Here is a 23,932-nt window from a genome sequence, read left to right on the forward strand (position 1 = left end):
CGTCCCGACGAATCGTCCGGTCCGACTTCGGAGGTGGCTGATGCCCGATACGAGTTCCCGAATTCTCGTTCCGGTCGGAGAGTCGTCCACGTTCCGGAACACCGTCGCATACGCGGTCCGCGAGGCGCGGCGCATCGCCGCGGAAACCGGCGAAGAATCGACCGTTCACTTCGTGTACCCCGTCCGATGGCAACTGGTCGACGAGAGCGAGCGTTCGGCGGCCGACGCCGTCGCCGATACCCTCGAACGGGCGCGCGTCTGGGCGAACGACGACCTCGACTACGACGACGACGGCGACCTCGACGCCGAGGACGTCTCGGTCTCTATCGAGACCGCCGTCGTCGGCGAGGACCGATACCTCTTTTCGCCGAACGATTTCGCCGAAGTACTCCTCGAGTACGCTCGTGACCGCGGCCTCGACCGCATCGTTCTCGACCCGGAGTACCAACCCGGCGGGAGCGCTCCGATGCTCCAGCCCCTCGAGTTCGAACTCGCGCGGTCGGGGTTAGTAGTCGAGGAAGCGCCGGTCGACCGCGTCGTCGAGCGCGGCCGGCTTCCCAGCCGAGCGAACGTCTCGAAGGCCCTCGCGATGTTCGGCGTCTCGTTCGGATTCTACCTCCTCCTCGCGGGCGTCTTCGACACGTTCAACCTCGTCACCGGCGCGATCTCCGCCGGCGTCGTGACGGCGGTCTTCGCACGCATCTCGTTCGTGAACACGCCGTCCGTGACCGGAACCGTCGCCCGAATCGCCCGCTTTCTCCTCTACGTTCCCTACCTGCTGTGGGAGATCGTGAAGGCCAACTTCTCCGTGGCCTACATCATCCTCCACCCGGACCTCCCCATCGACCCGGAGATGCAGCGCTACCGGGCGGCAATTTGGGGAGACCTCTCGGTGACGACCCTCGCGAACAGCATCACGCTCACGCCGGGGACGCTGACCGTCGATATGGACCGGGACAGCCTTATCATCCACTCGCTCACCGGCTCCGCCCGAGACGGACTCGCGGGCGGCGCACTCGAACGCGCCGTTCGGTTCGTCTTCTACGGACGCTCGGCGGCGCGTATCCCGACGCCCGCCGAGCGCGGGACGATAGCCTCGTGGGCCGACGACGACCAAACGGACGGTGACGAGTGACGATGCTCGGACAGCTCTCGACGTTCGAGACGGTGTTACTCGGTGCCGCGGGCGCGTTCATCACGTTCGCGGTTGTCCTCCTGTACCGCGTCGTCCGCGGACCGACGATGGAAGACCGCGTCATCGCGATCAACGCCATCGGGACGAACACGGTCGTCGTGTTGGCGCTCGTCGCCGCGGCGTTCGGTCTCTCCGGATTCCTGGACGTCGCGCTCGTGTACGCGCTCTTGAACTTCCTCGCCAGCATCGCCATCTCCAAGTTCATCGTCGAGCGCGGAGGTGTCCTCTGAGATGACGCCCCTCGAATATCTCGTCGTGGGACTCGTCCTCGCGGGCGTCTTCTTCAGCTTCGTCGCGGTCGTCGGAATCATCCGACTGCCCGACCTCTACACCCGCGCCCACGCGACTTCGAAGAGCGATACGCTCGGAACGGTGCTCTCTCTCGGCGGCATCGCGCTCCTGTTCGGCGCGGAGGTCTCCGCCGTCAAGACGGTCTTGCTTCTGTTGTTCATGCTTATCACCAACCCGACGGCCGCTCACGCCATCGCACGGGCGGCCCACGACCAAGGTATCGAACCGTGGACCACGAGCGATGAGGAGGGTGACTGAACGTGCAGCTACTCCTCTACGGGGTGTTGCTGACGTTCGTCGTCTTCGCCGCGCTCGCCGTGGCCTTCCTCCGAGACATCCTCAGCGCGATTATCGCGTTCGCCGGGTTCAGTTTCGGCGTCGCAATCGTCTACATCCTCCTCAGAGCGCCCGACGTGGCGCTGACGGAAGCGGCCGTCGGAGCGGGTGTCACGACGGTGCTGTTCCTCCTGGCAATCGTTCGGACGGTCCGGCCGGGAGGAGACCGACTCTTCGAGCGCGTCGCGTGGGGGCCCGCGATAATCGCGACCGGTCTCGTGGGCGTGTTGCTCACGACGGTTCGGTCGCTCCCGACGATCGGCGATCCGAACTCACCGGTCGCGACCTCGGAGATTACCCGGTACTACCTCGAAAACGCCTATCCGCAGACCGACGTCGAAAACGTCGTGACGGCGATCCTCGCCGCCTACCGTGGGTTCGACACGCTCGGTGAGGCCGCGGTCGTTCTCGCGGCGGGGCTCGCAGTTCTCGTCGTCCTCCGCAAGGAGGTGTACGTATGAGCGCCGCCGACGGCTCTCTCAGCGCGTACGTCGAGAGTACGATTATCATGACGACGGTTCGCGTCGTGAGCCCGTTCGTGTTCACCTTCGGGCTGTTCGTCATGTTCCACGGCGCGGAGTCCGCCGGTGGCGGCTTCCAGGGCGGTGCGATTGTCGCGTCGAGCATCATCATGCTCGCGTTCGCGTTCGGTATCGAGCCGACGCGCGAGTGGCTCGACGACAGCGTCATCCGGCTCCTCGTCGGCGTCGGCGCGACGACGTTCGTCGGTATCGGAATCGGTGCGCTCGCGTTCGACGGGGCGTTCTTGGAGTACGCCGCCTACGGGATCAGCCACGGCGTGAAGTACGGTATCGAACTCGTCGAACTCGGTATCGGCGCAATCGTCGCGGGCGTCATCGTCTCGCTGTTCATGAACCTCGCGGGTGGATTCAACCACGACTCCGGAGGTGACGACACGTGATCGACCTTCTCACGACGCACTACAACTACATTGCGAGCATCCTGCTGTTCGGTATCGGACTCTACGTCGTCATGGGCAGTCCGAACCTCGTCAAGAAAATCATCGGCATGAACATCTTCCAGGTCGGCATCTTCCTGTTTTTCGTGACCACCGGGTACGTCGACGGCGGGGCTCCGCCCGTGGTCGGCCACGGCGAAGAGACGTTCGTGAGCCCGCTCCCGCACGTGCTCATCCTGACGGCGATTGTCGTCGGGGTCAGCCTGACGGCGGTCGCGCTCGCGCTCGTCATCCGCATCTACGACGGCTACGGTTCGCTGGACGAAGACGTTATCAAGGAGGTGCAGGTCGATGACTGACGCGCTCGTCCTCCTCGTGGTCGTCCCCATCGCCGCGTCGCTGTTCCCCGTCGCTCTCGGGGGGCGGTTCGAGCGAATCGGTTGGTTCGTCGCGGCCGCGATGGGCCTCGTCCACCTCGGACTCTCCGCGACCGTCGCGGCGCAAGTTCTCGACGTCGGCCGGGTCTCGTACGCCGTCGGTGGGTTCGAACCGCCGTTCGGCATCGAACTCGTCGCCGACGGTGTCTCCGCGCCGCTGCTCGTACTCGTGTCGCTTTCGACGCTCGGCGTGCTCGCCTACGCCCGCCGCGCGGGGCCGCACTCGAACGCGTTCTACAGCGAACTCGCACTGCTCACGGCCGGCATCTCCGGCGTCTTCGCGACCGCTGACGTGTTCAACCTGTACGTCTTCCTGGAGATTACGGGTCTTGCGACCTACGCCCTCGTCGCCAGCGGTCGGTCGCCGAGGGCGGCGCTGGCGAGCCTCAAGTACCTGTTCGTCGGGACCATCGGCGCGTCCCTCTACCTGCTCGGCGTCGGGTACCTCTACATCATAACGGGGACGCTCAACATGGCGGACCTTACCGGAGCGGTCGCGTCGGTCGGCTACACCTCGCCGGCGATACTGACCAGCTTCGGGCTCATCGTGACGGGCCTCTTGGTCAAGGTCGCCGTCTTCCCGCTGCACACGTGGCAGCCCGGTGCCTACGCCGAGTCGCCCGACACCGTCAGCGCGTACATCTCCGCGCTCGTCTCGACGGCGGCCGCGTACGCACTCGTCCGCATCATCTACGCGGTGTACACGACCAAGTTCCTCGACGAGATCTCGCTCGCCGGCGATGCCCTCGTGGCGCTCGCGTCGGTGAGTATCGTCGTCGGGGCGGTCCTCGCGGTCATGCAGTCCGACCTCAAACGCATGCTCGCGTACTCCTCGGTCTCGCAGTTCGGTCTGGTCGTCGCCGCAATCGGCCTCGCGAACGAGACGGCGCTCGTCGGAGCGGTCGTCCACCTCGTCGGCCACGCAGTGATGAAAGGCGGACTGTTCCTCACCGTCGGCGTATTCGCCACCGGTCTCGGCGTGCGGACGGTCGAGGACTTCGCGGGACTCGCCGCGAAGGCACCGATATCAAGCGCGGCGTTCGCCGTCCTCGCCTTCTCGATGGTCGGCATCCCGCCGGCCGTCGGGTTCGTCGGGAAGTGGAACATCGTCGTCGGTGCGGTCGAAGCCGGCGCGTGGCCCGTCGCGGCCGTCGTCGTGGTGAGTACGCTTCTCACCCTCGCGTACTTCGGCCGGGTTATCGAGCGAATGTACTTCACCGCGCCCGAACCCGAGGCGGACGCCGTCTCGACCGACGGCGGAAACGACGCCGTGGAAGTGTCGTTCGGCATGCGCGCGGTCGTCGTCGTCTCGGCGGTCACCGCGGTGGTGCTCGGCGTTCTCGGCTCCGACCTCATCACCGTCATCCAACCGGCACTGGAGGTGTACTTCTAAATGACAAACGTCCCATCACTGATGCCGCTCGCGGCGGTGCTAGCCGCGGCGGTCGGTGTCGTCACTATCGTTGCATCGAGACGCAGCCCCAACGTCAGAGAGGGCTTCACCGTTCTCTCTGCGGTCTCCGCGCTGGGTATCGTCGCGAGCATGGTTCCGGGGGTTCTCAACGGGACGACGTACGTCACCGACCTCGGGACGTTCGTCCCCGGGGTTCGGTTCGTCCTCCGGGCCGACCCGCTCGGGATGATATTCGCCCTGCTCGCGAGCCTCCTGTGGCTCATCACGAGCTTCTACAGTATCGGCTACATGCGCGGGCTGGACGAACACGCCCAGACGCGGTACTTCGCGGCGTTCGCGGGGAGCGTCAGCGCCGCCCTCGGCGTCGCGTTCGCCTCGAACCTCATCGTCCTGTACGTGTTCTACGAGCTGTTGACGGTGGCGACGTATCCGCTCGTCACGCACGACGAGACCGACGAGGCCCGAAAGGCCGGTCGGAAATACCTCGCGTACACCTTCGGTGGCGGGGTCGCCGCCCTCGCCGGGACGGCGCTCGTGTTCGGGATGACCGGAACCGTCGAGTTCACCGCCGGCGGCATCGCCGCGCTCGCGAACGCCGACCCGGTCGTCGCGCGGGCCGCGTTCGCGCTGCTCGTCGCCGGCTTCGGCGTGAAGGCCGCGCTCATGCCGGTCCACTCGTGGCTCCCCGACGCGATGGTCGCCCCGACGCCCGTCTCCGGGTTGCTCCACGCCGTGGCGGTCGTCAAAAGCGGCGTGTTCGGTATCGCACGCGTCATCCTCGACGTGTACGGTCCCGACACCGTCGGCTCGCTCGGAGTCGGCCTCCCGCTCGCCGCGGTCGCCGCGTTCACCATCGTCGTCGCGAGTATCATCGCTCTCCGACAGGACAACCTCAAACGGCGGTTGGCGTACTCGACGGTCAGCCAGCTCTCGTACATCGTCCTCGGGTTGGCCCTGCTCTCTCCCGCGGCGCTCGTCGGCGGGCTGCTCCACATTCCCGCCCACGCGTTCATGAAGCTCACCCTGTTCTTCTGTGCGGGCGCGATTCACGTCGAGACCCACACCGACGACATCAGCGATATGGCGGGAATCGGCCGGCGGATGCCGCTGACGATGATCGCGTTCACCGTCGCGAGCCTCGGGATGGCCGGCCTACCGCTGGTCGCCGGGTTCGTGAGTAAGTGGTACCTCCTCATCGGGAGCATCCAGGCGGAACAGACGGTCTTCGTGTTCGTGCTCTTGGCGTCCGGACTGTTGAACATCGGCTACTTCTGGCCGGTCATCTATCAGGCGTTCTTCCAGACGCCGGAGGACTCGGACGCGAAACCGCTCATCGAGTTCCCCATCGGCGGCGTGCGGGCAGTCGCCGACGGCGGGTCGAAAGACTCGGTCGCCGAGGGTGAGCAGTACGCTGTCGACCGGAACCCGAGCGACCACATCGCCGTGACCGACGGCGAATCCGACCACGTCGACGCGGCCGACGGTGAGTCTGACCACGACCACGACCACCACCACGGCGGTGCGCCCGCCGGCGGGTGGGAACATCGGCGCCTCGGCACTGAGAGCACGTGGTTCATGATGGCTCCGATTACGATTGCTGCGGCCGGTGCAATCGTCCTCGGGGTCGTTCCCCAGACGGCGGTGTTCCTCGCGCTCGTCCAGCGCGTCGTCGCCGACGTGACGGGGGTGGTGTTCTGATGTCGATAGCGACACTCCTGCCGCCGGCGTTCGTCGTGCTCGCGGTCGCGCTCGTCATGCCGTTCGTCTCGCGTCGGATCGGGCACGGGCTGGGCGTGCTCTCGACCGGGGGAGTGGCCGTCTGGTCGCTTCTCGCCCCGGCCGGCGCACACCTACCGGTGACGTTCCTCGGCTTCGACGCCGTGTTGTTCAACGTCGACGAGTTCTCCCGGTTGATGGGGATTATCTTCGGCCTCATCGGCGCGGCCGCCGTCCTCTACTCGTACTCGTCGGCCGCGCGGAACGTCCAGACGGCCTACGCCCTCGGCTACGTGGGGACGAGCCTCGGCGCGGTCTTCGCCGGCGACTGGCTCACCATGGTGTTCTTCTGGGAACTCATGGCGGTCACGAGCACGCTTCTCGTCTGGGACTACGGCGGGAAAGCGGTGCGCGCTGGCTACCGCTACGCGATTGCCCACGGACTCGGCGGTAGCCTGCTCATGGGCGCTATCGTCTGGCACTACGTCGAGGTGGGGACGTTCCTCTTCTCGGCGACCGACGGTATCGCGGCCGGCGTTCCGGCCGCGCTCGCGGCGCTCGGTATCGGCGTCAACGTCGGATTCGTCGGGTTGCACACGTGGCTTCCCGACACGTATCCGCGCCCCCACTTCGCCGCGAGCGTCTTCCTGTCGGTCTACACGACGAAGACCGGGGTGTACGGCCTCGCTCGCGCGTTCCCCGACGGGAACCTCGCAATCGCGTACATGGGGACCGCGATGGCCGTCGTCGGCGTCGGCTACGCGCTCATGCAAAACGACATGCGGCGGCTCCTGGCGTACCACATCCAGTCGCAGGTCGGGTACATGGTCGCCGGCGTCGGCATCGGCACGGCGCTCGCGACCGCCGGCGCGTTCGCACACGTCTACAACCACATCCTCTACAAGGCGCTGTTGTTCATGACCGCCGGCGTCGTCCTCTCGCGGACCGGCGAAGAGAACCTCAAGTACCTGGGGAACCTCCGCGGGGCGTTGCCGGCGACCGCGCTCGCGTTCACCGTCGCCGCCCTCTCGATTAGCGGCTTCCCCGGATTCAACGGGTTCGTCAGCAAGGGCATGATTACCGCCGCCGCCCACAAGGAGCATCTGGACGGTATCTTCTATCTCCTCCTCGCCGGGGGCGTCGGAACGTTCATGTCGTTCATCAAGTTCGGCTACTACGCGTTCTTCCGCGATGCGGACCGCGACTGGTCGCTCGACCGCGCCGGCACGGGCCAGTCGGTCGCGATGCTCGGCGTCGCGGGGCTCTGTGTCGCCTTCGGGCTGTACCCCGACGCGCTGTTCGCGATACTGCCCGGAAGCACCGCCGACGCGCACCCCTTCACGCTCAGCCACCTCGGCGAAGGGTTCGCGCTCGCCGTTCTCGGGGTCATCGGCTTCGTGGTCGTGAAGAAGCCGCTCTCGAAGGTCGGAAACGTGCCGGACGTTGACGCCGTGTTGAATCCCGCTGTCTTCTACGGCACCCGCGCGCTGGTTCGCGGCTCGACCGGTCTCTTCGCCGCCGTCGACCGCGCCGTCTCGACCGCGTCCTACGACGTCGCGGGCGCGATTGCGAACCCGTACCCCGCGTTGCGTCGGGTCGCCGGCGGTCTCGGTCGATCCGATGCGGACTCGATTACCGTCGGGAGCCTTCGGGCGACGATTGCGACGAGTATCGCACTCGTCGTGTTGATACTCGGCGGCGTGCTCGTCGGACTACTCGCGTAGTCCCGAGCCGCTTCGGGTCGTTTTTTACGAGAGTTCCGCTTTCAGTTCGTCGGCCACGCGAGCGCCGAGTCCGTCTTTCGACCCGACGTACTCGCTCGTCTCGTCGGCGCGGACGACGAGCGCGCGGGTCTCGTCCGCGCCCATGACGGAGGCGTCGTTGGCGACGACGAACGCGAGGCCGACGCGGTCCATGATGCGGCGGGCCTCGCCGACCATCGCCTCGTCGTCGCCGGTCGTCTCGGCTTTGAAGCCGACGATGGTGAGGTCGGGTTTCGACTCGCGAACCGCGTCGATGAGCTTCGGCGCGGGTTCGAGGTCGAGCGTGCGCGCCTCGCCGGAGCGAATCTTCTGGTCGGCCGCCTCGACGGTGAAATCGGAGATGGCGGCCGCGGAGACGAGCGCGTCGGCGTCGGCCTCGACCGCGGCCTCGACGGCCTCCAGCATCTCGGCCGCAGACTCGACGGCGAGCACGTCGGCGTAGTGTACGTCGTCGCCGTCGTGGACGAGCGTCACGTCCGCGCCGCGAATCGCGAGCGCGCGGGCGACGGCGCGCCCCGTGCGACCGGAGGCGCGGTTCGAGAGGGTTCGGATTGGGTCGATGGACTCGGTCGTCGCGCCGGCGGTGACGACGACGGATTTCCCGGCGAGCGTCTGTTCGGTCGTCGCTTTCGCCACGCCGGTGACGATAGCCTCTTCGGTGGCGATTTTCGCCTTTCCTTCCTCGATGCGGGGGTCGACGAACTCGACGCCCCACGACTGCACCCGCTCGATGGCGTCGAGGACGCCGGGGTGGTCGTACATGGGTTCGTGCATCGCGGGCGCGACGACGACCGGGACGCCCGCGCCGAGGGCGGTGGTCGCGGTGGTCGTCACGGGGGAGTCGTCGATGGCAGCGGCTATCTTGCCGACCGTGTTGGCGGTCGCGGGCGCGACGAGGAACACGTCGGCCCAGCCGTCGCGGCCGCAGAGTTCGACGTGTTCGACGCGGCCGGTAATCTCGGTCACGACGTCGTTGTCGGTTGCGAACTCGACCGCCCACGGGTGGATGATTCCCGTCGCGGCGTCGGTCATCACCGCGCGGACCGACGCGCCCCGCCGGCGGAGTTCGTGCGCCAACTCGACGACTTTCACGGCCGCGATACTCCCCGTCACCCCGAGAGCGACGTTCACACCTTCGAGCATTCACTCGTCTCTGCGCCCGCTATCGGTTAAAAGGATTCGCGTCCGCGCGGGGTGGTCTCGGACCGCACCCGCGGGACTCGGCGTCGGTTACTCGTCCAGTCGCCCGAGTTCGTCGTCGACGAGGCTCGGGTGAGTGCGCTGGCGCTCGTCGTGGGGTTCGGCGAAGAACTCGCGCATGACCTCGCGGGACTCGCGCTCGCGGCGGGCGCGCTCGTCGGCGTCTATCTCCTCGCAGGCCGGCGGCACCTCGCGGCCGCGGTCGGTGAAGTAGCCGGTCGGCGCAACCCAGTCGTTGTAGAACGCCGTCCCCGAGTCGTGGACCAGTGTGATTGCCGTCTCCGCGGCGTCGCCGGCGGCAACGACCGCCTGATGGTAAATCTCGGTCAGTCGCCCCGCGGCGTAGATGCCGGGGACGGCGGTCCGGCCGAGGTCGTCCACGTCGACGTAGGTCTTCGACCCGGCGGCCCGGAGGTCGACGCCCGTGTCTTCGAGATAGGACGCGTCAGACCACGAGGCTGCGACGACCCGCGACGCCTCGACGGTCTCTTCACCGTCGTCGGTCTCGACGGTCGCCCGGAACAGCGGGTCGTCGTCGTCGCCGAGCACGTCGAGGCCGGTGACCCGGCCCGTCAGTCGCTTCGCGCCGTTTCGGTCGGCCTGTTCGGAGAGGAGGTCGGTGAACAGTCGGCTGTTGACGCCTGCCGGGAAACCGGGGACGTTTTCGAGGTGGGCGTTTCGGCGAACGATTGGCTCGCCCTCGTTGACGACGAGGGTGTCGAGGCCGGCGCGCGCGAGGAACGTCGCGGCGGTGAGGCCCGCGACGCCGCCGCCGACGACGAGCGCGTCTCGTGGGTTCGTCTCGCTCATACCGTGCGATAGCTCAGCGGCGAGTAAAACCGTGCGGATGTCGCCGAAGTCTGCCGAATCCCGCGTCCCGCATCGCTAGCGGGTTATCGGCCCAGCGACGCGCCCGGGTCGTTGAGCCAGCGGTTTTCGGCCGCCTCAACGCTGACGAGCCCCGCGGATTCGCCTTCCGGGGTCATCCGGACGCGAAGCCGCCAGCGACCGTCCGAGAGCGCCTCGCCGTCGATGAAGCGCACTGCCCGCCCGGGCGTCCGGCGGAGGAGCGACACAGCGATGGGGAGCGTCGGAATCCGGCCGGTTCGCTCCGCGAGCGCGTAGTCGCCGAACGTGAGTTCCCACGTCCGAGAGCTGTCGTCGCCATCAGTTCGCGCGTCGGTGCGGGCGTCCGCTCGGGCGTCGGTTTCGGACGCCCTGTCGGCCGCGATGTCGGCCCCGGTGTCGGGAATCGGCCGCACCGAGTACCCCTCGACGAAGCCGACCGTTTCGAGCTGCCCGAGCGTCGCGTCAACCGGGTTTGGCGTCGGTTTCGGACAGAACAGTCCGGCGGCCGTCTCGACGACCGCCCGCTGTTCGGCGACCGAGAGGCGGACGTCCAGTTCGCTCATCAGGCTCCACACCAAGGTGAGACAGAAGTCGTCGTGGTCTTCGACGACCTCGGCCAGCGTGAGGTACGTCTCCATCGCGGCGGTCTCGGCCTCCCGGTGGCCGAGTTCCGACAGCGCCTCGAACAGCGCGCCCGCGGTGTCGTGGCAGAAGGCACTGTAGCGGGTGTAGTCGTCTTCCGACCCCGCTGTGGCCGACTGAGGCGGCCCCTTCGACACCTCGTACACCTGCGGGTCGTCGTACGGGATGTTCGGATCATATCGGCGAAGCGCTGCCCGGTACTCTCTCGTCAGTTCCGCGGCCTCCCCGGCGGTGCGTCGGTCCGGAAACCGCTGGCCAGTCGCGGCTCCGGGCTCCGAACCCGTGCGACCGCACACTATCGCGTAGTCGCCGTCGGGACGCGCCAGAGACCGAATCTCGGCTCTGACGTCCCGAAGCGTCCCCCCCCACCATCTCGGCTCTAGGTCGAGACACCGGCCGATTATAGGTTGCGATTGCGACGGCTGTCGGTCCCGTGGGAACGGGCGACGCGGCCCACAAGGCTTTGGTCCCGCCGACCCCATTCGACGCTCGTGGACGAGATAGCCGTCAGCACCGTCGTCTACCTGCCCCCCGAGGAGATATACGAGTTCCTCGTGGACTTCCCGCGGTACGCCGACTACTCGAAGCATCTGCGAGACGTGCGACAGTCGGGCGACGGGTCGCCGGGCACGCGGTACGCCCTGTACTTTTCGTGGTGGAAGCTCACCTACACTGCCGAGTCGAAGGTGACCGACGTCACCCCGCCGACGCGAATCGACTGGACCATCACCAAGGACGTACACGCCGTCGGTCGCTGGCGGGTCGAGGAACTCAACGACCTGCCGGCCGACGCCCCGTCGGAGGCCGATACCGCCTGTCGCGTCTTCTTCGAGGTCGAGTACGACCCTGACAGCGTCTCCGCGGGCGACATCGACCTCCCGCGGTTCGTCTCGCTGGGGTGGGTCATCGATAAACTCCGACCGGTGCTCCAGAAGGAGGCGGAGCGAATCGTCGAGCGAATCGTCGCCGACATCGAGGGGCGGCCGCGACGCGTGGAACTGACGATACACTCGAAACCGGGGTCGTGACCGCCGATGCGCCGGAAATACGTGAAGGGAAATGCACATACGCGCCCGCGGTCCAAACCAGACGTATGACAGGGGCTGGTCTCTGGTGCGCGTGATAATCATCGGTGCCGGACAGGTCGGGTCGTCCATCGCGGCCGACCTCGACGAGACCCACGAGGTCGTCGTCATCGACTGCGACCCCGAGCGCGTCGACGAACTGAACTACACGCTCGACGTGCTGGCGCTTCACGGCGACGGAACCTCCGTGGACACGCTCGAAGAGGCCGACGTCGAGCGCGCCGACATGGTCATCGCCTCGACCGACGACGACGAGACGAACATCGTCGCCTGCGCGACCGCCAAGGCCATCTCGAACGCCTTCACCATCGCCCGGGTCAAGAACACGGAGTACCTCCGGACGTGGCAGCGCTCCGAGAAGGCGTTCGGCATCGACTTCATGGTCTGTACGAACCTGCTCGCCGCGGAGTCCATCGTCCGCGTCGTCGGCCTCCCCGCCGCGCGCGACGTTGACCCCTTCGCGGGCGGGCAGGTCCAGATGGCCGAGTTCGAAGTCGACGAGGAGAGCCCCGTCGCCAACCAGACCGTGAGCGAGGCCGACCGGTTCGACTCGCTGACCTTCGCGGCCATCCTCCGCGACGGCGAGATCACCATCCCCCGCGGCGACTCCGTCATCGGCCCCGGCGACCGCGTCGTCGTCATCGGCAGTCCCCAGAGCGTCCAGGGGTTCGCAAGCTCGGTCTCGCCGGGTGAGCAGTCGGGCACCGCGGAGGAGGTCGTCATCGTCGGTGGGAGCGAAATCGGCTACCACGTCGCCCGCCTGCTCGAAGAGCGCGGCTTCAAGCCCAGGCTCATCGAGCACGACCCCGACCGCGCCCGCGAACTCGCGGAGATGCTCCCGGGGACCATCGTCATGGAGAGCGACGCGACCGACGTGGACTTCCTCGAACGCGAGCACATCGGCGACGCCGACCTGCTCGTCTCGGCGCTCGACTCCGACGAGAAGAACCTGCTCGTGTCGCTGCTCGCCGCTCGCCTCGGCGTCGAACGCACCGTCGCCGTCATCGACACGACGCCGTACGTGGACCTGTTCGAGGCCGTCGGCGTCGACGTGGGCGTCAGCCCCCGCGAGGTCGTCGCCGAGGAGATAACGCGCTTTACCCGCGAGGGCGGCGCGGAGAACGTCGCGCTCATCGAGTCTGACAAGGCCGAAGTGCTGGAAATCGAGGTCGACGCCGAGAGCGTCCTCGCCGGCAAGCCGATTCGGGAGTCGGTGGCGACGCTCCCCGAGGGCGTCGTCATCGGCGCGATAACCCGCCGCCGCGAGTTCATCACCCCCCGCGGCGACACCGTCATCGAGCCCGGTGACCACGTCGTCGTCTTCGTCGATAGCTGCGTCATCGACGACGTGACACCCAATCTGTAGTCGGTCCGCCGCACAGCCCCCGTTTTGCGCCGAAACCCCGACCCCGTCACGCCGTCGCGCGCTCGATCGCGAACCCGAACAGGGAAGAACCCGGCGCTCGGTACGTTAGTCCACGGATGAAATTGCGGGTCGATTACAGAGCCAGCCTGCGTCTCGTGGGGACCGTCCTGAAATATCTCGCGGTCCCTCTTTGTTTCCCGCTCGTGGTCTCGCTGTACTACGGCGAGTCGGTGCTCCCGTTCGTCGTTACGATGGCCGTCACGGTCCTCGTCGGCGCGGGGCTCGAACGGCTCGCCGACGACCCCGACATCGGGGCCCGCGAGGGCTTCCTGATGGTCGCAGTGACGTGGTTAGCGGTCACGATAGTCGGCGCGATACCGTTTCTCATCGAGGCCCACGGCATCCCCTTCGTCGCGTCGCCCATCCACCCCGAATCGACCCTCGGGAACCCGGTGAACGCGCTGTTCGAGACGATGAGCGGCTTCACCACGACCGGGGCGACGGTGCTCGGCGACATCTCGTTTAACTCGCACACCCGCGGCATCATGATGTGGCGACAGCTCACCCAGTGGCTCGGCGGGATGGGTATCGTCGTCCTCGCGGTCGCCATCCTCCCCGAACTCTCCGTGGGTGGCGCACAACTGATGGACGCGGAAGCGCCCGGCCCCGGCATCGAGAAGCTCACCCCGCGCATCGCCGAGACCGCCCGCGCGCTCTGGGGCGCGTACCTCGGCCTCACGGTCCTCGAAATCGTCCTCCTCTACGGCCTCCACGTCACCGGCAACGCCCCGAACATGGACGTGTACAACGCCATCGCCCACGGGCTGACGACGATGCCGACCGGCGGGTTCTCCCCGGAGGCCCGGAGCATCGAAGCGTTTTCCGCGGCCGCACAGTGGGTCATCATCCCCTTCATGGTCGCCGCGGGGACCAACTTCGCGCTCTTCTGGCACGTGCTGACCGGCGACCCGAAGCGGCTGTTCCGCGACACCGAGTTCAAGTCTTACCTCGGCGTCATCGGCGTCATCTCGGCCATTCTCGCGGGGATTCTCTTCCTCGGTGACGGCCTCATGTCCGTCGCACCGGCGGGCGAGACCTACGACCAACTCTACCTCGAAGGCATCCGCACGGCCATCATCGGCAACGTCGAACCCGCGGTCCGCCAGTCGGTGTTTCAGGTCGTCTCCATCGTCACGACGACCGGCTACGCCAGCATCGACTTCAACGCGTGGAGCGCGCCGACGCAGTACGGCCTCCTGTTCGCGATGTTCATCGGCGGCTCCGGCGGGTCGACCGGCGGCGCGGTCAAAATCGTCCGCTGGTACGTCATCGTGAAATCGCTCCGCCGAGAGCTGTTCACGACGGCCCACCCCGAGGCGGTCCGCCCGGTCAGGCTCGCGGGCCGCGCGGTCGACGAGCGGGCCATCCGCGGCATCTACGCCTTCACGCTCCTGTACCTCGTGCTGTTTTTCGTGTCGACCGGCCTGCTCCACCTCGACGCCGCACGTATCGGCTTCGACGTGAGCATCCTCGAAACCATGAGCGCCGTCGCCGCGACCCTCGGGAACGTCGGGCCGGGCTTTGGTGTCGTCGGCCCGATGGGGAGCTACCTCGACTTCTCCAACGGTTCGAAACTGTACATGGTGCTTCTCATGTGGGTGGGCCGACTGGAGATTCTGCCCGTGCTGGTCATCTTTACGCCGGAGTACTGGCGGCGATAGCGCCGGAAAAACAGAAGTCAGTGCCCGTGTTTCGTCAGGGATTCAGCCCGTAGATGACCGACCGGGCGAACACCAATACCGGGATGATTTCGAGGCGGCCGACCCACATGTTGAAGAGGAACATCGTCTCGGCCCACGGGTTCATCCACGGACCGGTGATACCCGTCGAGATACCGACGTTCCCCTGCGCGGACGCGACTTCGAACAGCGCGTCGGCGTAGGTGAACTCCGGCCCGGCGAGGTTCACGAGCAGGACGCTCGACCCGACGAGTAGCAGCAGCCAGAGCATCGAGACGATGGCCGCCTCGGAGAACTCACGGTCCATCTCGGTCCGCGAGAGGCGACGACCGTTCATCTCGATGTTGACGATTGCGCTCTCGGGGAGGAACACGCGGGAGAACTGCCAGCGGATGCCGCGGGCGATGGTGTAGCCGCGGATGATTTTGATGCCGCCGACGGTCGACCCGGCGGCCCCGCCGAGGGTCATCGCCCCCGACAGGAGAATCTTCCCGCCGTCGGACCACTCGCCGAGCGGCGCGGCCTGAAAGCCGGTGCAGGTGAGCGCGCTCACCCAGTGGAACGCGGCGTCGCGGACGGCGTCCGACTCCGGCCCGCCGACGACGCCGGAGAGTCCGAAGTAGTCGGCGGTCTCGACGAACGCCGACCCTGCGGTCGCCGGGAGACTGACGAGGTTCTGGAGGGCCAGCGCGACTGCGCCGACCGCGAAGAGGACGAGGAGCCAGCGCGTCTGGAGGTCGCCCCAGAGCCGGTCGATATCGCGGTTCTTCAGGATGGCGTAGTGGACGGGAAAGGCGATTGCCCCAAGCGCCATAATCGGCAGGAGCACCGTCTCGATGAGCGGCGAGTCGTACGTGCCGATAGAGCCGTCGGTGACGGCGAACCCGCCGGTCGAGAGGCCGGTCATCGCGTGGTTGAGCGCCTGCCACGCGACCTCCCACAGCGAGAGCGCGGCCCCGTAGTCGCTGGCGCGGATGGCGAAAAAGAGGACGACCACCGAGAGAAGCGTGTAGCCGACGAAAATCTTCCAGACGGTCCGGACCGTCGAGACGACGCTCGGATGTATCTTCTCCTCTCTGGCCTCGCCGCGGTAGAGCGCGTAGCTCCCGCTACCGGGCCGCGAGAGGATGGAGACGGTGAGGACGATGACGCCCACGCCGCCGACCCACTGGATGAGCGAGCGCCACCACTGAATCGTCCGCGGGAGCGACGGCTCGTGGATGCCCATGGTGAGGCCGCTACCGGTCCAGCCGCTCATGCTCTCGAACAGGGCGTGTAAGGGGTCGCGGAAGTAGACGAGGCTCGACTGGGCGTAGTCGGCCCCGGCGGGCACGAGCGCCGTGAAGACGCTCTGCGGGGCAAACTGCGCCGTGAGAAAGAAGGGAAGCGACCCGAAGGCGGCCGTGGCGAACCAGCCCGCGGCGGCGATTATCATCCCGTGTTTCATCCGGGGCGCGGGGGCGTCCTCGAACGCCTTCCGCGCACCAAGCCCGACGAACGCGGTTGCGCCCCCGGCGGTGAGAAACGCGAGCGCGGCGTACCACTCGCCGAAGCCGACCGCGACGAGGACTGAGGCGGTCATCAGGGCCGACTCCATGGCGAGAAGCGAACCCACGTCGCGGCCGATGACCGCGAGGTCGGCGGGCCAGCCGGAGACGGTTCGTCCGCGGCGGGGCATCAGTGGTCCTCGTAATGGCCGAACACGTCGGTCACCTCGGGCGTCGCACCCTTCGCGGAGTAGACGGTCAAAAGGTCGCCCGAACCGATGGTGGTGTTCCCGCGGGGCGTCACGGGGTCGTCGTCGCTCTCGCGTTCGATAGCGACGATGAGGGTGTCGCCGTCCAGGAGGTTCTCCTGGGCCGCCTCCTGAATCGTCATCCCGGCTATCGGTGCGTTCTCGTCGACGCGGATTTCGAACACCTCGGCGTGTTCGCCGATGCGCATGTAGTCGACGATGGACGGGCGTTTGACCGCCCGGTAGAGGTATTCCGCGATGAGTCGCTGGGGGTTCTCCATCGTGTTGACGCCGATTTGGCGGTAGAGGCTCATGTGCTCGGGATTGTGGACGACGGAGACGATGTCCGGGATGTTGAGTTCCTTCGCCAAGAGACAGACCATGATGTTTGTCGCGTCCTTGTCGGTCGTCGTGATGATGGCGTCGGCCCGGTCCGCACCGGCCTCGTCGAGCGTCTGTTTGACCGTGGCGTCGTCGTTGAGGACGAGACAGTCGAACGTCGCGGCGGCCGCCTCGGCCTTCGCCTCGTCGCGCTCGACGACGACGACCTCGTTACCGCCCTCGGTGGCGATTTCGATGAGCGGCGTGCCGATGTTGCCCGCGCCGACGACGATGATGTACATGACGTTCCGGCGTCCGTATCGGGTGGTGGAAAAACTATCGGCATGTCGTTTCGTTGTTCAAAATACGATTTCCCGAACAAACGGCTACTGAGTGTGGATTCACCGCGTGTTCGGTCGCCGAGTCGGGAGATGATCGAGGATTTGTCCAGCCCCGACCCCGCGTTCACGGTGTCCGGTTCGGCTTGGCGGACCGGATATTTATCAACGGATATGGTATATGTGGACATATGTCACTTCCGACCAGTCGGCCTCGCGGCCAAGCGAGGGTCTGCCCGTGAGTCACTCGGGCGGGCGCGAACCGGCCGTAAGTCTCGGTCTGCTCGACGCGACGATGGTCGGAATCGGTGCGATGATCGGCGCGGGAATCTTCGTCTTGACGGGGCTCGCAGTCGACATCTCCGGTCCGGCGGCCATCATCGCGTTCGCTCTCAACGGCGGCGTGACGACGTTCACGGCGCTTTCGTACGCCGAACTCGCGGCCGCGATTCCGCGAAACGGCGGCGGATACGCGTACGTCCGCGAGGTGTTTTCCGCACCCGTCGCCTTCGTCATGGGGTGGACGCGGTGGTTCACGTACATGATTGCGGGGTCGCTGTACGCGCTCGGCTTCGCGTCGAACTTCGTCGAGTTCGGACACATCTACGGGTACGCCCTTCTGGGGCCGCCGGTCCTGTACGCGCTCGGGGCCGTCGTGACGCTCGTGGCGCTCAACGCCCTCTCGACGGAAGCCTCGGGACGGGGTGAGACAGCCATCACGCTACTCAAAATCGCTATCCTCGGCGTGTTCGTCGCGTTCGGTCTCACGGCCGCGGACGCGGGGGAGTTCGACCCGCTTTTCACCGAGGGAGCGCTGTCGGTCCTCCCCGCGATGGGGCTGACGTTCATCGCGTTTCAGGGGTACGACCTCATCGCCACCGTCACCGAGGAGGTCGAGAACCCGCAGGTGAACATCCCGCGGGCCATCCTCCTCTCGGTCGCCGTCACCGTGGTCGTCTACCTGTTCGTCGTCTTCGTCGCTATTGGGACGCTCGGTGCGGACGGGCTCGCCGGCGCGGGCGAGACGGCAATCGCGCAGGCGGCGGAGGGCTTCATGCCGACGTTCCCGATACTCGGAACGGGCGCGGCGCTCATCGCCTTCGGAGCGGTCTTTTCGACCATCTCGGCGCTCAACGCGGTCGTCATCGGCTCGTCGCGGGTGGCGTTCGCCATGGGCCGCGAGCGACAGTTGCCCGCCCGCCTCGGCCGGTTCCACCACCGGTACGGGACGCCGCTCGTCGCCATTCTCGCGTCGGCCGTGGTGATGCTCGTCGCCGTCCTCGTCGTTCCCATCCGCATCGTCGGGAACCTGGCGAGTCTGTTCTCGCTTCTGGGCTTTATCATCGTCAACTACGCGTTGATTCGGCTTCGGCGGCGACAGCCGAACCTACAGCGACCCTTCGAGGTGCCGCTGTACCCCGTCACCCCGGTCCTCGGCATCGTCTGTAACGTGCTTTTGGGCCTCTTTATCGACCCGTTTACCTGGGCGCTGGCTATCGGCTGGCTCGTCGTCGGCGGCGGCGTCTACCTCCTCTTGTCGAGGCGGGACGACGTCGGCCCGGCGGGACCACCCGAGATTCAGGACCCAGAGCCGATCGAGCCGGCGGAGGGAGCCGACGACTGACCAACGACTGACCGACGAAAGAGCCGACCGCACACTGCACCGAGACGACTACTACACGCCAACACCAATTCACACGCATGCCCGACCCAGTAACACACGATTTACGCGTCGTCGTCGCCGGCGGTGGAGAGTTGGGCCTTCGGACGGCCGAACTCCTCTCCGACCGCGGCCACGACGTGGTCATCGTCGAAGCGGACCCGGACCGAATCCCGGACGTCGCCGACAAGTACATCGCCACCGTCATCGAGGGAGACGCCTCTCGTCCGGAGATACTCAGACAAGCCCAGCCCGAGCGGAGCGACGTGGTCGCCGCACTCACTGACGACGAGTCGACTAACTTCGCCATCTGTCTAGCCGCACAGCGGATGTCGGACGTTCGAACCGTCATGCGAATCACCGGGACGCCGGACGAACTCTACGAGGAGTTCGTGGACGGACTCGTCTTTCCCGAGCGACTCGGCGCGCGGGCAGCGACCAACGAAATCGCCAACGGCGGTGTTCGAACTATCGAAGACATCGGTGGCAACGTCGAAATCGTGGAGGTCGAAGTCGCCGAAGACGCCCCCGTCGCCGGCAAGCGACTCGACGAGGTTCGACTCCCGCAGGGGAGCCTCATCATCGTCGATTATCAGGGGAACCGAATCGGCGGCCCCGACACCGTCCTCGAAGCCGGTCACCGCTACGTGCTCGGCGTCGAGTCGGACGTGGCCGACGAAGTGATGAATCTGTTTCGGGGATAGTCCACCCACGACGACCGACGACGCGGGACTGGGCGTCTCGGTCGGCGCTCGGTGCCGTAAAAAACCGTTCTCGTGTTAGTTCTCGACCGCGGACGCGGCGCGGACGATGGTCTCCTCGCCGAACTTCGGCCCGATGAGCTGGAGGCCGACCGGGAGGCCGTCGGTCTCGCCCGCCGGAACCGAGATGGCGGGGAGGTTCGCGAGGTTCACCGGTACGGTGTTCGCGTCGGCGAGGTACATCTGCAGCGGGTCGTCGAGGCTCTCGCCGAGTTCGAACGGCGGGACGGGCATCGTCGGCGACGCGACGACGTCAACGTCCTCGAACGCCTCGTCGAAGTCCTGTTTGACCCACGCGCGGGCGTCCTGAGCCTTCGCGTAGTACTTGTCGTGGTAGCCCGCGGAGAGGGCGTACGTGCCGAGGAGGATGCGGCGTTTGACCTCGGAGCCGAAGCCTTCCTCGCGGGCGCGGGCGAACGCCTCGTTCCAGTTGCCGTCGTAGCCGCCGGACTTGCCGTAGCGGACGCCGTCGAAGCGAGCGAGGTTGGACGACGCCTCGGACATGGCGATGACGTAGTAGGCGGCGACGGCCTTCTCGACGGACGGCATGCTGACCTCGCGGTACTCCGCGCCCTGCGCTTCGAGTTCGTCGAGCGCGGCCCAGAACGCCTCCTCGACGCCCTCGTCCGCGCCTTCGACGAACTCGGTCGGGACGCCGATGGTGAGGCCCTCGACGTCGCCGTCGGCGGCCGCGGCGTAGTTCGAGTCTGCGCCGGCGTCGCGGGTCGTGCCGTCCCGGTCGTCGGGGCCGGCGATGACATCGAGGAGCGCGGCGGCGTCTTCGACGGTCGGTGCGATGGGACCGATCTGTTCGAGGGAGTTCGCGTAGGCGACGAGGCCGTAGCGCGAGACGAGGCCGTAGGTCGGCTTGATGCCGACGACGCCGCAGAACGCGGCGGGACAGCGGATGGAGCCGCCGGTGTCGGTGCCGAGCGCGAGGTCGGCCTCGCCGGCGGCGACGGCGGCCGCGGAGCCACCGGAGGAGCCGCCGGGGACGCGGGACTCGTCGACGGGGTTCTTGGTCGGGCCGAACGCCGAGGTCTCGGTCGTCGTGCCCATTCCGAACTCGTCCATGTTGGCCTTGCCGACGATGGTCGCGCCGGCGTCCTTCAGGAGTTCGACGACGGTCGCGTCGTACGGCGGGACGTAGTCTTCGAGCATCGCGGAGCCGCAGGTCGTCCGCAGCCCCTCCGTGGAGATGTTGTCCTTGACGGCGACCGTCTTGCCCGCGAGCGGGCCGTCGTCGGCGCCGTCGAGCGTCTCTTTCGTGATGAAGGCGTTCAGCGACATCTACGACACCCGCGGGCCCTTGAAGTAGCCGTCTTCGGTCTCTGCGGCGTTCGAGAGCGCCTCTTCTTGGGTGAGGCCGTCGCGGACCTCGTCGGGGCGCATCACGTTCACCAGTTCGTCCTCGCGGTCGACTTCGGGGACCTCGTCGAGGGCGTCGAAGTAGCCGAGGATGTCCGCGAACTGCGCCGCGAACTCCTCGACCTCGTCCTCGTCGAGGTCGACCCGCGCCAACTCGGCGACGTGTCGAACCTCGTCGGCGTCGACGGGCGTATCGCTCATGTTTCGGAGGTGACGGAGACCGGGAGTAAGAGTTTCGGTGTGGGTCGTTTCGTCCGGTCATCGTCGTGAGACCGCCCGGGCGGCCCCCCAACGAGACGCCCGGGACCGACCGTTCGAATCCTCCCTATTCCGTCCTTCTGCCGCCGTCAGATATAAGTAACGAGGGTCAATACGAATAGACGGAGAACGACCGTTCCCAGTTGCTTCTCTCGCACACAAATGACAGAAAGTGTCCGACGTTTCACGACCGGCAACGCGCGCGTGCGCAATGAGAACACGAAAGATACCGAGCAGACAGACACCGAGCGGGAGCAGACGCCCTCGTGTCCCGAGTGTGGCTCGGAGAGTCTCGTCGCCGACTCCGAACACGGCGAGACGGTCTGCGACGACTGCGGCCTCGTCGTGGAGGAAAACGAGATAGACCACGGCCCCGAGTGGCGCGCGTTCAACTCCTCGGAGAAAGACCAGAAGTCCCGCGTCGGCGCGCCCACGACGAACATGATGCACGACAAGGGGCTGTCGACCAACATCGGCTGGCAGAACAAAGACGCCTACGGGAACTCCCTGTCGTCGGGACAGCGCCAGAAGATGCAGCGGCTCCGCACGTGGAACGAGCGGTTCCGCACCCGCGACTCCAAGGAGCGCAACCTCAAGCAGGCGCTCGGCGAAATCGACCGCATGGCCTCCGCGCTCGGCCTCCCGGACAACGTCCGCGAGACCGCCTCGGTCATCTATCGCCGCGCGCTCGACGACGACCTCCTCCCGGGTCGCTCCATTGAGGGCGTCGCCACCTCGGCGCTGTACGCCGCCGCCCGCATGGCCGACACCCCGCGGTCGCTCGACGAGATTACGAGCGTCTCGCGCGTCGAGAAGGACGAAATCGCCCGTACCTACCGCTACGTCGTCCGCGAGCTAAAACTCGAAATCAAGCCCGCCGACCCCGAGCAGTACGTCCCACGGTTCGCCAGCGACCTCGGCCTCTCCGACGAGTCCGAGCGGCGCGCCCGACAGCTCTTGAAGAACGCCAAAGAACAGGGTGTTCACTCCGGCAAGTCGCCGGTCGGCCTCGCCGCCGCCGCCGTCTACGCGGCCTCGCTTCTCACCAACGAGAAAGTGACGCAGAACGAGGTCTCGGAGGTCGCCAACATCTCGGAGGTCACCATCCGCAACCGCTACCACGAACTGCTCGAAGCCGAAGAGCAGGTCCAACTGCCCTAATCCGGCCGGTCCGTTCGTTTCGCGCCGCCGCGTCTCGCCCTGTCTCGCCTCGTTCCGCTCCGTCTCGCCCTGTCTCGCCTCGTTCCGCAACAGCCATGCCGCTCGCTCCGGAGCCACAGCCATGGAGACGACGCGACATTTCACCTCGACCGTGTACATCGTCAACGACGGCGCGGTGGCCCTCCACCGACACGAGCGCCTCGGCATCCGCATCCCGCCGGGCGGCCACGTCGACCGCGACGAACTCCCCCACGAGGCCGGCCTCCGCGAGGTCCGCGAGGAGACGGGCCTCGACCCGGAACTCGTCGACGACACGTCGTCGGTCCCTGCGCCCGACGGCCGGGCGCTTCCACAACCCCGCCAGCAGATGCTCTACGACATCAACGTCCACGGCGACGGCTCGGTCGGCCACCAGCACATCGACCACATCTTCTACGCCCGGGTGGACTCCCGTGACATCGACCCCGCGCCGGGCGAGGCCGACCCCGAGGTCTGGGCGTGGTACGACGAGTCCGACCTCCGCGAGAGTGACCTCGACCCCGACACGGTGCAGTTCGCGCTGGAGGCCATCGAGGTCGTGCGCGACGACGAAACGGAGAACTGAGCCGAACCGGACCGACTCCGGAGACTGGACGACTCCGACCTACTCCACGAGCGATTCGACGTACTGCTCGACGTGGTTCTCCATCCGCCGCTTGAATCCCGCCTGCCGCGCGAGTCGGTCCAGTTCGCGGGAGGCGTAGGTCCCGTACTGGACCGCCTTCTTGTCCGCCTCGGCGACCGACTCGGGGAGCGCGCCGCTCGCGGCCTCCCTGAGCGCGACTTTCCGCCGGTCGCCGTCCACGAGTAACTCCCCGGGGAGCGGGAGCGCCGCCGAGACCACGCGGTCGTGGAGGAGCGGCGCGACGGGTTCGACCCCGGCGGCGCGGAGAACGAGCAGGTCGCGTTCGAGCTGGTCGGGGAGCGTGAGAACCATCTCGCGGGCGGCCCCGCGGACGGTTTCGGCCTCGACGCGCGGGTCGTCGGTCGCTTTCTGGACCTTCGCATAGCCGCCGAACAGTTCGTCCGCGCCCTGCCCGACCGCGAGGCGGTCGTAGCCGTCGTCGGCGACCCGCTCGGCGAGCAGATACAGCGGGAGGACGATTTGCACGTCCATCGGGTTCGTCCGCCCGAGCGCGGCGACGATTTCCGGGACGGCGCGTTCGAGCGCCTCGTGGGTGAGTTCGACCACGGTGAGGTCGCGGTCCATCGCGGCCGCGGCCTCGCGGGCGGCGGCGACGTCGTGGGAGCCCTCGAAGCCGGCGACGTAGCACGGGGCGTCAGGGACGCCCGACGCGACGACCGCCGAATCGACGCCGCCGGAGAACGCCACGGCGAG

Annotated in this window: 24 protein-coding genes; 16 read left to right on the forward strand and 8 right to left on the reverse strand. The window is 67.1% G+C overall.

Going from position 1 to position 23,932, the window contains the following annotated elements; all coding sequences use genetic code 11:
- Nucleotides 1-40 precede the first annotated feature (40 nt).
- Genes NKF06_RS05240 through NKF06_RS05280 form a run of 9 tightly spaced genes read left to right on the forward strand, consistent with a single transcriptional unit; the run spans nucleotide 41 to nucleotide 8,032 of the window.
- Nucleotides 41-1,135 carry a monovalent cation/H+ antiporter subunit E gene (locus NKF06_RS05240; protein WP_253244730.1) on the forward strand — a complete coding sequence of 365 codons (1,095 nt, stop codon included), beginning with the start codon at nucleotides 41-43 and terminating at the stop codon, nucleotides 1,133-1,135.
- A gap of 2 nt (nucleotides 1,136-1,137) precedes the next feature.
- On the forward strand, nucleotides 1,138-1,425 hold the full coding sequence (locus tag NKF06_RS05245; RefSeq protein ID WP_008092688.1) for a cation:proton antiporter: 288 nt from the start codon (nucleotides 1,138-1,140) through the stop codon (nucleotides 1,423-1,425).
- A 1-nt stretch (nucleotide 1,426) separates the two neighbouring features.
- On the forward strand, nucleotides 1,427-1,744 hold the full coding sequence (gene mnhG, locus NKF06_RS05250; protein WP_058828923.1) for a monovalent cation/H(+) antiporter subunit G: 318 nt from the start codon (nucleotides 1,427-1,429) through the stop codon (nucleotides 1,742-1,744).
- A gap of 2 nt (nucleotides 1,745-1,746) precedes the next feature.
- Nucleotides 1,747-2,283 (forward strand): DUF4040 domain-containing protein, encoded by a 537-nt coding sequence (locus NKF06_RS05255; RefSeq protein WP_042662263.1) that lies wholly within the window; start codon nucleotides 1,747-1,749, stop codon nucleotides 2,281-2,283.
- Nucleotides 2,280-2,744 carry an MnhB domain-containing protein gene (locus NKF06_RS05260; protein ID WP_253244731.1) on the forward strand — a complete coding sequence of 155 codons (465 nt, stop codon included), beginning with the start codon at nucleotides 2,280-2,282 and terminating at the stop codon, nucleotides 2,742-2,744. Before NKF06_RS05255 ends, NKF06_RS05260 begins: the two co-directional genes overlap by 4 nt.
- On the forward strand, nucleotides 2,741-3,100 hold the full coding sequence (locus NKF06_RS05265) for a cation:proton antiporter subunit C (RefSeq protein ID WP_058828925.1): 360 nt from the start codon (nucleotides 2,741-2,743) through the stop codon (nucleotides 3,098-3,100). Before NKF06_RS05260 ends, NKF06_RS05265 begins: the two co-directional genes overlap by 4 nt.
- On the forward strand, nucleotides 3,093-4,571 hold the full coding sequence (locus NKF06_RS05270; protein ID WP_253244732.1) for a monovalent cation/H+ antiporter subunit D family protein: 1,479 nt from the start codon (nucleotides 3,093-3,095) through the stop codon (nucleotides 4,569-4,571). The genes NKF06_RS05265 and NKF06_RS05270 overlap by 8 nt, the downstream gene beginning before the upstream one ends.
- A complete protein-coding gene (locus NKF06_RS05275) occupies nucleotides 4,572-6,290 on the forward strand; it encodes a cation:proton antiporter (RefSeq protein ID WP_253244733.1) in 1,719 nt (572 codons plus the stop codon).
- Nucleotides 6,290-8,032 carry a Na(+)/H(+) antiporter subunit D gene (locus NKF06_RS05280; RefSeq protein ID WP_253244734.1) on the forward strand — a complete coding sequence of 581 codons (1,743 nt, stop codon included), beginning with the start codon at nucleotides 6,290-6,292 and terminating at the stop codon, nucleotides 8,030-8,032. The genes NKF06_RS05275 and NKF06_RS05280 overlap by 1 nt, the downstream gene beginning before the upstream one ends.
- 24 nt (nucleotides 8,033-8,056) lie before the next feature.
- Here the strand turns inward: NKF06_RS05280 and coaBC are convergent, their stop codons facing one another.
- The 3 genes from coaBC to NKF06_RS05295 form a co-directional block, all read right to left on the reverse strand.
- A complete protein-coding gene (gene coaBC, locus NKF06_RS05285) occupies nucleotides 8,057-9,214 on the reverse strand; it encodes a bifunctional phosphopantothenoylcysteine decarboxylase/phosphopantothenate--cysteine ligase CoaBC (RefSeq protein WP_253244735.1) in 1,158 nt (385 codons plus the stop codon).
- Between the two features lie 87 nt (nucleotides 9,215-9,301).
- Entirely contained in the window at nucleotides 9,302-10,081 is a 780-nt protein-coding gene (locus NKF06_RS05290; RefSeq protein ID WP_058828930.1) for an FAD-dependent oxidoreductase, read from the reverse strand.
- A gap of 83 nt (nucleotides 10,082-10,164) precedes the next feature.
- On the reverse strand, nucleotides 10,165-11,163 hold the full coding sequence (locus NKF06_RS05295; RefSeq protein ID WP_253244743.1) for a hypothetical protein: 999 nt from the start codon (nucleotides 11,161-11,163) through the stop codon (nucleotides 10,165-10,167).
- Nucleotides 11,164-11,253: 90 nt separating this feature from the next.
- Between NKF06_RS05295 and NKF06_RS05300 the strand changes: the two genes are divergently transcribed.
- The 3 genes from NKF06_RS05300 to NKF06_RS05310 all read left to right on the forward strand — a co-directional run bounded on the left by NKF06_RS05300 (nucleotide 11,254) and on the right by NKF06_RS05310 (nucleotide 14,934).
- Complete coding sequence (locus NKF06_RS05300; RefSeq protein ID WP_058828932.1) at nucleotides 11,254-11,790, forward strand: SRPBCC family protein; 537 nt, start codon at nucleotides 11,254-11,256, stop codon at nucleotides 11,788-11,790.
- 85 nt (nucleotides 11,791-11,875) lie between these two features.
- Complete coding sequence (gene trkA, locus NKF06_RS05305; protein ID WP_253244736.1) at nucleotides 11,876-13,213, forward strand: Trk system potassium transporter TrkA; 1,338 nt, start codon at nucleotides 11,876-11,878, stop codon at nucleotides 13,211-13,213.
- Nucleotides 13,214-13,329: 116 nt separating this feature from the next.
- The gene (locus NKF06_RS05310; RefSeq protein WP_253244737.1) at nucleotides 13,330-14,934 is read left to right on the forward strand and encodes a TrkH family potassium uptake protein; all 1,605 of its coding nucleotides are present in this window, start codon (nucleotides 13,330-13,332) and stop codon (nucleotides 14,932-14,934) included.
- A 34-nt stretch (nucleotides 14,935-14,968) separates the two neighbouring features.
- On the opposite strand, the gene NKF06_RS05315 is transcribed toward NKF06_RS05310, so the two are convergent.
- Both NKF06_RS05315 and NKF06_RS05320 read right to left on the reverse strand, forming a co-directional pair.
- Complete coding sequence (locus tag NKF06_RS05315) at nucleotides 14,969-16,630, reverse strand: TrkH family potassium uptake protein (RefSeq protein ID WP_253244738.1); 1,662 nt, start codon at nucleotides 16,628-16,630, stop codon at nucleotides 14,969-14,971.
- Nucleotides 16,630-17,310, reverse strand: a complete 681-nt coding sequence (locus NKF06_RS05320) for a TrkA family potassium uptake protein (RefSeq protein WP_058828936.1) — start codon at nucleotides 17,308-17,310, stop codon at nucleotides 16,630-16,632. The genes NKF06_RS05315 and NKF06_RS05320 overlap by 1 nt, the downstream gene beginning before the upstream one ends.
- Nucleotides 17,311-17,584: 274 nt before the next feature.
- Between NKF06_RS05320 and NKF06_RS05325 the strand changes: the two genes are divergently transcribed.
- Together NKF06_RS05325 and NKF06_RS05330 are read left to right on the forward strand one after the other, a co-directional pair.
- Entirely contained in the window at nucleotides 17,585-18,970 is a 1,386-nt protein-coding gene (locus tag NKF06_RS05325) for an APC family permease (protein WP_309142108.1), read from the forward strand.
- 77 nt (nucleotides 18,971-19,047) lie between these two features.
- Nucleotides 19,048-19,710: a TrkA family potassium uptake protein gene (locus NKF06_RS05330; protein WP_008092649.1), complete on the forward strand. Its 663-nt coding sequence runs from the start codon at nucleotides 19,048-19,050 to the stop codon at nucleotides 19,708-19,710.
- A 75-nt stretch (nucleotides 19,711-19,785) separates the two neighbouring features.
- Here the strand turns inward: NKF06_RS05330 and gatA are convergent, their stop codons facing one another.
- Together gatA and gatC are read right to left on the reverse strand one after the other, a co-directional pair.
- Complete coding sequence (gene gatA, locus NKF06_RS05335) at nucleotides 19,786-21,057, reverse strand: Asp-tRNA(Asn)/Glu-tRNA(Gln) amidotransferase subunit GatA (RefSeq protein ID WP_253244739.1); 1,272 nt, start codon at nucleotides 21,055-21,057, stop codon at nucleotides 19,786-19,788.
- Nucleotides 21,058-21,336 carry an Asp-tRNA(Asn)/Glu-tRNA(Gln) amidotransferase subunit GatC gene (gene gatC, locus NKF06_RS05340; RefSeq protein ID WP_253244740.1) on the reverse strand — a complete coding sequence of 93 codons (279 nt, stop codon included), beginning with the start codon at nucleotides 21,334-21,336 and terminating at the stop codon, nucleotides 21,058-21,060.
- Between the two features lie 261 nt (nucleotides 21,337-21,597).
- On the opposite strand from gatC, the gene NKF06_RS05345 reads away from it, so the two are divergent.
- Both NKF06_RS05345 and NKF06_RS05350 read left to right on the forward strand, forming a co-directional pair.
- Nucleotides 21,598-22,554 (forward strand): transcription initiation factor IIB, encoded by a 957-nt coding sequence (locus tag NKF06_RS05345; RefSeq protein ID WP_253244745.1) that lies wholly within the window; start codon nucleotides 21,598-21,600, stop codon nucleotides 22,552-22,554.
- A gap of 121 nt (nucleotides 22,555-22,675) precedes the next feature.
- A complete protein-coding gene (locus NKF06_RS05350) occupies nucleotides 22,676-23,158 on the forward strand; it encodes an NUDIX domain-containing protein (RefSeq protein ID WP_253244741.1) in 483 nt (160 codons plus the stop codon).
- Nucleotides 23,159-23,197: 39 nt separating this feature from the next.
- Here the strand turns inward: NKF06_RS05350 and NKF06_RS05355 are convergent.
- Nucleotides 23,198-23,932, reverse strand: a 735-nt coding sequence (locus NKF06_RS05355; protein ID WP_253244742.1) for an asparagine synthase-related protein, incomplete at its 5' end; no start/stop codon positions are given.

The sequence above is a fragment of the Haloferax sp. AB510 genome (genome assembly GCF_024136985.1).
GTDB lineage: Archaea > Halobacteriota > Halobacteria > Halobacteriales > Haloferacaceae > Haloferax.

Coding starts and splice junctions, on each gene's coding strand:
- NKF06_RS05240 (WP_253244730.1), top strand. CDS start 41: ATGCCCGATACGAGTTCCCGAATTCTCGTTCCGGTCGGAGAGTCGTCC.
- NKF06_RS05245 (WP_008092688.1), top strand. CDS start 1,138: ATGCTCGGACAGCTCTCGACGTTCGAGACGGTGTTACTCGGTGCCGCG.
- mnhG (WP_058828923.1), top strand. CDS start 1,427: ATGACGCCCCTCGAATATCTCGTCGTGGGACTCGTCCTCGCGGGCGTC.
- NKF06_RS05260 (WP_253244731.1), top strand. CDS start 2,280: ATGAGCGCCGCCGACGGCTCTCTCAGCGCGTACGTCGAGAGTACGATT.
- NKF06_RS05270 (WP_253244732.1), top strand. CDS start 3,093: ATGACTGACGCGCTCGTCCTCCTCGTGGTCGTCCCCATCGCCGCGTCG.
- NKF06_RS05275 (WP_253244733.1), top strand. CDS start 4,572: ATGACAAACGTCCCATCACTGATGCCGCTCGCGGCGGTGCTAGCCGCG.
- NKF06_RS05280 (WP_253244734.1), top strand. CDS start 6,290: ATGTCGATAGCGACACTCCTGCCGCCGGCGTTCGTCGTGCTCGCGGTC.
- coaBC (WP_253244735.1), bottom strand. CDS start 9,214: ATGCTCGAAGGTGTGAACGTCGCTCTCGGGGTGACGGGGAGTATCGCG.
- NKF06_RS05290 (WP_058828930.1), bottom strand. CDS start 10,081: ATGAGCGAGACGAACCCACGAGACGCGCTCGTCGTCGGCGGCGGCGTC.
- NKF06_RS05310 (WP_253244737.1), top strand. CDS start 13,330: ATGAAATTGCGGGTCGATTACAGAGCCAGCCTGCGTCTCGTGGGGACC.
- NKF06_RS05315 (WP_253244738.1), bottom strand. CDS start 16,630: ATGCCCCGCCGCGGACGAACCGTCTCCGGCTGGCCCGCCGACCTCGCG.
- NKF06_RS05320 (WP_058828936.1), bottom strand. CDS start 17,310: ATGTACATCATCGTCGTCGGCGCGGGCAACATCGGCACGCCGCTCATC.
- NKF06_RS05330 (WP_008092649.1), top strand. CDS start 19,048: ATGCCCGACCCAGTAACACACGATTTACGCGTCGTCGTCGCCGGCGGT.
- gatA (WP_253244739.1), bottom strand. CDS start 21,057: ATGTCGCTGAACGCCTTCATCACGAAAGAGACGCTCGACGGCGCCGAC.
- gatC (WP_253244740.1), bottom strand. CDS start 21,336: ATGAGCGATACGCCCGTCGACGCCGACGAGGTTCGACACGTCGCCGAG.
- NKF06_RS05350 (WP_253244741.1), top strand. CDS start 22,676: ATGGAGACGACGCGACATTTCACCTCGACCGTGTACATCGTCAACGAC.